7 protein-coding genes are annotated in these 7,204 nt (G+C 73.0%); 5 read left to right on the top strand and 2 right to left on the bottom strand.

Annotated elements, in window-relative coordinates:
- The coding region (locus tag EBO15_RS42150) for a preprotein translocase subunit SecY (RefSeq protein ID WP_378240431.1) at window positions 1-470 on the top strand (470 nt) is incomplete at its 5' end.
- A 105-nt stretch (window positions 471-575) separates the two neighbouring features.
- Here the strand turns inward: EBO15_RS42150 and EBO15_RS42145 are convergent.
- Both EBO15_RS42145 and EBO15_RS42140 read right to left on the bottom strand, forming a co-directional pair.
- Window positions 576-1,850, bottom strand: coding sequence for an alpha/beta hydrolase family protein (locus EBO15_RS42145; RefSeq protein WP_158628506.1), 1,275 nt, complete (start codon window positions 1,848-1,850; stop codon window positions 576-578).
- 73 nt (window positions 1,851-1,923) lie between these two features.
- A complete protein-coding gene (locus EBO15_RS42140) occupies window positions 1,924-3,096 on the bottom strand; it encodes a glycosyltransferase 87 family protein (RefSeq protein ID WP_122200042.1) in 1,173 nt (390 codons plus the stop codon).
- A 132-nt stretch (window positions 3,097-3,228) separates the two neighbouring features.
- Here EBO15_RS42140 and EBO15_RS42135 point away from each other — a divergent pair, with 132 nt between their 5' ends.
- The 4 genes from EBO15_RS42135 to EBO15_RS42120 all read left to right on the top strand — a co-directional run bounded on the left by EBO15_RS42135 (window position 3,229) and on the right by EBO15_RS42120 (window position 6,957).
- Entirely contained in the window at window positions 3,229-4,473 is a 1,245-nt protein-coding gene (locus EBO15_RS42135; RefSeq protein WP_233616849.1) for a sensor histidine kinase, read from the top strand.
- Window positions 4,470-5,171: a response regulator gene (locus tag EBO15_RS42130; protein ID WP_233616848.1), complete on the top strand. Its 702-nt coding sequence runs from the start codon at window positions 4,470-4,472 to the stop codon at window positions 5,169-5,171. Before EBO15_RS42135 ends, EBO15_RS42130 begins: the two co-directional genes overlap by 4 nt.
- 71 nt (window positions 5,172-5,242) lie before the next feature.
- On the top strand, window positions 5,243-6,328 hold the full coding sequence (locus EBO15_RS42125; protein WP_122200040.1) for an S-(hydroxymethyl)mycothiol dehydrogenase: 1,086 nt from the start codon (window positions 5,243-5,245) through the stop codon (window positions 6,326-6,328).
- On the top strand, window positions 6,328-6,957 hold the full coding sequence (locus tag EBO15_RS42120; RefSeq protein ID WP_122200039.1) for an MBL fold metallo-hydrolase: 630 nt from the start codon (window positions 6,328-6,330) through the stop codon (window positions 6,955-6,957). The genes EBO15_RS42125 and EBO15_RS42120 overlap by 1 nt, the downstream gene beginning before the upstream one ends.
- The last annotated feature ends 247 nt before the right edge of the window (window positions 6,958-7,204 follow it).

Genomic DNA, 7,204 nt, shown 5'->3' with positions numbered 1-7,204 from the left:
TCTTCGCCTCGTCGCTGCTGTACCTGCCGGCACTGGCCAGCCAGCTGTGGCCGAACGCCAAGTGGCTGCAGAAGATCCAGCCCTACCTGCACCAGGACAACCCCTGGCACATGGGCATCTTCTTCGTCTTCATCATCTTCTTCACGTACTTCTACGTCGCGATCACCTTCAACCCCACTGAGGTCGCCGACAACATGAAGAAGTACGGCGGCTTCATCCCGGGCATCCGGCCCGGGCGGCCGACCGCCGAGTACCTCGACTACGTGCTGACCCGCATCACGACCCCGGGCGCGCTCTACCTGGGACTGGTCGCCCTCATCCCGATGATCGCGTTCGCCCTGCTCAACGCCACGCAGAACTTCCCGTTCGGCGGGACGAGCATCCTCATCGTCGTCGGCGTCGGACTGGACACGGTCAAGCAGATCGAGTCCCAGCTCCAGCAGCGCAACTACGAGGGCTTCCTGCGCTGACCCTCCGCTGACCGCGGGCACACCGAACGCGGCGCACCGACCGCGACACACCAGACGGCCGCCCCGGCTCTCCGCCGGGGTGGCCGTTTCGCGTGTTCCGGCCGGTCAGGCGGCCTGGGACAGGAACCAGTGGACGATCTTCCCCGTCCCCGCGACGTTCGTGCCCAGGTGCAGCGACCCCTGGTAGAGGGGTTTGCCGAGGTTCTCGACCGGCGGGTTCAGGCCGCGCTTCTGGAGCGAGGCGACGCAGTGGGCGGTGTTGAGGGTCGTCGCCTGCTCGTCGGTCTCGGCCCGGTAGAACCGCAGGGGCATCCGCGGCGTCCAGGCGGTGCAGACCTCGCCGTCGGTGCGGAGCGCGGAGGCGAACGTCCCGGACGGGTTCCGCAGCACGGCCCAGCCGCGCGGGGTCAGCAGGTCCGTCAGGCGGTTCGGCGTGCCCTGGAACATGACCTGGCCGGGGGTCGTCCCGTCGAAGTACTTCTCGACGCGGTCGGCGTACGGGGCCTGGAACACCTCCGAGGGCGTCGTGTACACGCCGCCGTGGATGCGCTGCCAGGACGTCAGCAGGTAGGCGGCGTAGAGCACGCTGGACTTGGCCTCCAGCTCCCCGTTGAGGAGCGCGGGCAGTTCGGCGTTCGCGAAGTCGTAGCCGCCGCTGATCGGCGCGACGGCCTTGACCCGGAAGTGCCGGTCCGCGCCGTCCTGGAGGGTGCGGGCGAGGCCGAGCGCCGTCGAGGCGCCCTGCGAGAAGCCGGTGATCAGGACGTCCCGGTCGAGGCTGTGGCCGGTCCGGGGGGCGAACGCGCGGGCGGCGCGCAGCATGTCCAGGGACGCGGACGTCTCGGACGGCACGTCCTTCCAGGGGTGGGTGCCCGGCCCCTCCCCGAGTCCGAGGTAGTCGGGGACGACGGCGGCGAAGCCCGAACCCGCGTAGGTGTAGGCGGGGCCGACGGCCCACGGCGTGCCGCTCGTGGACGGGGCGTCCGGCTTGTAGCTGGTGGTGCCGTGCGTGTACGAGACGGGCGTGAGCTTCCCGCGCTTCCCGCGCGGCACGGCGAACAGGCCGGTCGCGGTGGTGGCGCGGCCGTCGGTCCCGATCGTCCGGTAGGTGAGGCGGTAGGCGTCCACGCCGCGCCGCACCGTCGAGGCGTCGAACCCGCCCTGGCCGAGCACCGTGCGGACCTCGTCGGCGGACAGGGCGCGCAGGTGCTCGGCCTTGACGAGCGAGCCGCGCCCGTCGGCGGTCTGCCCGTCGGAGGTGTGCCCGCCCGAGGTGGGCCTGGCGAAGTGCGCGGAGGCGGAGGCGGCGGGCGAGAGGGCGCCAAGGCCGACGACGGCGGCCCCGGTCAGGGCGACGGCGGTGAGGTGCTTGGAGTTCATGGTGCAAGCCTCGCCACCGCCGCGCCGGACGCGCGTCCCGCACGACGGTGATCCGTGATCTCCCCCCTGAGGGCTAAGCGACCTCGGCCGGTTCCCGGTACCGGGGCTCCTCACGGGCGATCACCGGCCGGGGCGCCTGAGGGCCCCGCGGACGCCGCAGCCCGATCGCCGCGTACACCAGGAACGCGACCCCCGAGAGCAGGTAGCAGTTCGCGACCGCGGTGATCAGCCAGTGGAAGCCCCACTCGCGCGAGGTGTTGTCGTGCGGCGTCCACCACAGCGGGGACAGGACGAACAGCGCGTACGCGCAGCCCGCCGCCACGCGGTGCCCGTTCCGGACCATCAGGACGAGCGCCGGCAGCACCCACACCCAGTGGTGCGCCCACGAGATCGGCGAGACCAGCAGGCCCGTCGCCCCGGTGACGGCGACCGCGCCCAGCCAGTCGTCGCGCCGCGCCCAGAGGGCCGCGATCGCGAGCCCGGCGACGGCGACGGCCACGGACATGATCGGATACCAGCTCTGGACGCGGTCCGGGTGGCCGCCGAGCAGCCGGGACAGCATCCCGAACGGCGACTGGTTGCTGATGTAGGTGACGCCGACGCGCGAGGTGTCGCGGAAGGTTCCCGTCCAGTAGACGCGCGACGCGTCCGGGGCGACGAGCCAGGTGCCCGCGACGGCGGCGGCGAACGTCCCGGCGGCGACGGCCGCGGCGCGGATCCGCCCGGTCACCAGGAGCAGGACGATGAAGATGCCCGGGGTCAGCTTCACCGCGGCCGCGAGGCCGATGCCGATCCCGGCGATCCGTCCGCGCGCGACGGCCTTGACGTCCGCGACGACCAGGGCCATCAGGAACAGGTTGACCTGCCCCTGGAAGAAGGTGTGGTACATCGGCTCGAGGAGCATCGCGGCCGCGACGAGGACGGCGACCGTGTTCCGCGTGACGGTCCGTCCGGCCAGTTCCAGCACGTTCGCGCAGGTCCAGACGAGGGCGGCCAGCGACGCGGCCTGCCAGCCGACCCGCGCCACCGTGAGGGGCAGGTGGGCGAGCGGCGAGCAGATCAGCGCGAAGACCGGCGAGTTGGTGTACCAGTGCGCGGCGATCTGCTCGGTGTAGAGCCGGGTGCCCTCCGTGACCAGTCCCCCGCCCAGCCGGTAGATGCGGAAGTCCAGCGAGTCCCAGAGAACGGCGGACACCGCGAGGATCGCCACCTCGACGGCCAGTACGACACGGACGAACATCTTCATTCCGCAAAGATCGCCCGCGGGGCCCCATCCCGTCGTCGGGCCCACGGCCACACTTGCGCGGGCCCAGGTAGCCCCCGGGCGTACGCCCGAGGGCTAATTCCCCCAAAGGGAGCGGACGGTTACGATCGCGGCATGTCCCCCGAGTCTCCCGAGCCGCCGGCCGGCGCGTCCGAGCGGCACCGCGGCCGGCTCGTGCTCCGGCGCCTGGGCAGGGTCGGCATGTCCGTGCTCGCGTGGGCCGGCGCGGTGTTCTTCTCGCTGCTGCTGCTCCCGCTCATGAACCGGCATCCGGCCGAGGTCTCCCAGGCCGTCATGATCCCCGGGATCGTGATGGCGGCGCCCGCGCTTCTGCTGCGCCGCCGCGCCCCGGCGCTGGTCGCGTTCCTGGCGCTGTCCTGGGGCATGCTGTTCGCCACGCACATCACCTGGGCGACCGGCTACACCAAGCTCGTCGTCGACGACGTCGCGCTCGCCTACATCTCCCTGCGCAAGCCCCGCCCGGCCAGGACGATCGCCTGCGCGGGCATGCTGCTCCTCCAGCTGGCGGCCGCGGCCGACATCCCGCACGGCCCGGAGGGACGACTCCAGGGCCTGGCCGTGGTGGTCCTCGGGTTCGTCGCCGCGATGACGACCGCGCGGATGCTCCGCGAGCGCCGCGAGCACGCCGTCGAGCTTCGGTCCCGCGAGACCGAGCGGGCCGTCGCCGCCGAGCGGCTGCGGATCGCCCGCGAACTGCACGACATGGTCGCGCACAGCATCGGCATCGTCGCGATCCAGGCGGGCGTCGGCGGCCGCGTCATCGACACCCAGCCGGACGAGGCCCGCAACGCGCTCGCCGCCATCGAGGCGACCAGCCGGGAGACCCTCGCCGGGCTCCGCCGGATGCTCGTCACGCTGCGCGAGTCCGCCGGGGACGCCGGGGACGGCGCCGCGGCCGCGCCCCTCGACCCCGCTCCGGGCCTCACCGACCTGGACCGGCTCGTCGCCGCCACCCGCGACGCGGGCGTGCGGGTCGACCTGCGCTGGACCGGCGAGCGGCGTCCGCTGCCGCCGGAGGTCGACCTGTCGGCGTTCCGGATCGTCCAGGAGTCGGTGACGAACGTGGTGCGGCACGCCCGTGTGGACGCCTGCCGGGTGACGATCGGGTTCACCGAGGACGGCCTGACCGTCGACATCGAGGACGACGGGACGGGCGGCGCGCCCGGTCCGTCCGGCGGCGTCCAGCGGGACGGCGGCGGGTTCGGCATCGTCGGGATGCGGGAACGCGCCGCCCTGCTGCGCGGCGAGCTGGCCGCCGGGCCGCGCCCCGGAGGCGGCTTCCGGGTCGCCGCGCGGATCCCGACCCGTTCCGCCTCCATGCTGGCGGTGGCCGGATGACCGCCCCGTACGCAACAGACAGAGCGAACACGGCCGACATGGCCGTCCGCGTCGTCCTGGCCGACGACCAGCCGCTGATCAGGGCCGGGCTGCGAGTGCTCATCGCCGACTGCCCGGACCTGGAGGTCGTCGGCGAGGCGGGCGACGGCGCGCAGGCCGTGCGGCTCGCCGCCGAGCACCGCCCCGACGTCGTGGTCATGGACATCCGCATGCCGGACATGGACGGCATCGAGGCGACCCGCCGCATCACGGCCGCCGCGACCGCGCGCGTCCTCGTCCTGACCACGTTCGACGACGACGACTACGTCTACGGGGCGCTGCGCGCGGGCGCCAGCGGCTTCCTGGTGAAGGACATGGCCCTGGAGGACATCCTCGCGGCCGTCCGGGTGGTCGCGGCGGGCGAGGCGCTCCTCGCGCCCGGCGTCACCCGGCGCCTGATCGCCGACTTCGCCAACCGGCCCGAGCCGTCCGCGGCCCCTCCGGCGGAGCTGTCCGGCGTCACCGAGCGCGAGCGGGAGGTCCTGACGCTCGTCGGGACCGGCCTGTCGAACGGGGAGATCGCCGAACGGCTGTCGATCAGCGTCGCGACCGCCAAGGCGCACGTCGCGCGGCTGCTCACCAAGCTCGACGCGCGCGACCGCGTCCAGCTCGTGATCATCGCCTACAACGCGGGCCTGGTGACACCGTCCACACCCTGAATACCCAGGTGGCCGCCCGTTTTAATAGGGTCTGACCGAGAGTCACACACCTGAAACGGGAGGCGGCAAGGATGGCGCAGCAGGTACGCGGGGTCATCGCACCGGGCAAGGGGCAGCCGGTGCGGATCGAAACGATCACGATCCCCGACCCGGGGCCGGGCGAGGCCGTGGTCAAGGTGCAGGCCTGCGGGGTCTGCCACACCGACCTGCACTACCGCGAGGGCGGCATCAACGACGACTTCCCGTTCCTGCTCGGCCACGAGGCCGCCGGGATCGTGGAGTCCGTCGGCGAGGGCGTCACCGAGGTCGCGCCCGGCGACTTCGTCGTCCTCAACTGGCGCGCGGTGTGCGGTCAGTGCCGGGCCTGCCGACGCGGACGCCCGTGGTACTGCTTCAACACCCACAACGCCAAGCAGAAGATGACCCTCGCGGACGGCACGGAGCTGTCCCCGGCGCTCGGCATCGGCGCGTTCGCCGACAAGACCCTCGTCGCCGCCGGGCAGTGCACCAAGGTCGACCCGGCCGCCAAGCCCGAGGTCGCGGGCCTGCTCGGCTGCGGCGTCATGGCGGGCCTCGGCGCGGCGATCAACACCGGGAACGTCGGCCGCGGCGACAGCGTCGCGGTCATCGGCTGCGGCGGCGTCGGCGCGGCGGCCGTCCTCGGCTCCCGGCTCGCGGGCGCGGCGCGGATCATTGCCGTCGACCTGGACGACCGCAAGCTCGCCACCGCCAGGGAGCTCGGCGCGACCCACACCGTGAACGCCAAGGACGGCGACGTCGTCACGGCCGTCCAGGAGCTGACCGGTGGGTTCGGCGCGGACGTCGTGATCGACGCGGTCGGCATCCCCGACACGTACAAGCAGGCGTTCTACGCCCGCGACCTCGCCGGGACGGTCGTCCTCGTCGGCGTCCCGACCCCGGAGATGAAGCTCGAGCTTCCGCTGCTGGACGTGTTCGGGCGCGGCGGCGCGCTCAAGTCGTCCTGGTACGGCGACTGCCTGCCGTCCCGCGACTTCCCGATGCTCATCGACCTGTACCTGCAGGGCAGGCTCGACCTGGGCGCGTTCGTCACCGAGACGATCCCGCTGGACGGCGTGGAGGCCGCGTTCGAGAAGATGCACCACGGCGACGTCCTGCGCTCGGTCGTGGTCCTCTGATGGCCGCGCGGATCGGCCACGTCGTCACGTCCGGCACGTTCTCCCTGGACGGCGGCACCTGGGACGTCGACAACAACGTCTGGATCGTCGGGGACGACGCCGAGTGCCTGGTCATCGACGCCGCGCACGACGCGGACGCGATCGCCGCGGCGGTCGGCGACCGGCGGCTCGTCGCGATCGTGTCCACGCACGGGCACGACGACCACATCGACGCCGCGCCCGCCCTGGCGGCCCGCACCGGCGCGCCCGTCCTGCTGCACCCGGACGACCTGATGCTCTGGAAGCAGAAGCACCCGGACGCGTCCCCGGACGGCGAGCTCGCGGACGGGCAGGTCCTCACGGTCGCCGGGACGGAGCTGACCGTCCTGCACACGCCCGGCCACTCCCCCGGCGCGGTGTGCCTGTACGCGCCGTCGCTCGGCACGGTCTTCTCCGGCGACACCCTGTTCCAGGGCGGCCCGGGGGCGACGGGACGGTCCTTCTCCGACTTCCCGACGATCATCGACTCGATCCGGGAGCGGCTGCTGACGCTGCCGCCGGAGACCGTCGTCCGCACCGGCCACGGCGACGGCACCACGATCGGCGCCGAGGCCCCGCACCTGGACGAGTGGATCGCACGCGGCCACTGACCTGGATCTTCGTTGTGACGGCGGTGCCCGGCGGGGCGCCGCCGTCTTGACGAAGCCGGGACGAACCGCCATGGTGCGGATTAGTGTCCATCGTGCGGACGGGCCGTGACGCGCCTCCGCTCAACGACCGGGACCCCCGGGAGGTGCGATGCGGATGCGGCGCGGCATGCCCGCGCCGTCCGGACGGCGCGTGCCCGCGCCGCCGCGACGGCGCCCACCCACGAGGCCCGGACGGCGCGTGCCCGCG

This window comes from Actinomadura harenae, from assembly GCF_003696215.1.
Taxonomy (GTDB): Bacteria; Actinomycetota; Actinomycetes; order Streptosporangiales; family Streptosporangiaceae; genus Spirillospora; species Spirillospora harenae.
This window is presented reverse-complemented; position numbering and strand designations above follow the sequence as displayed.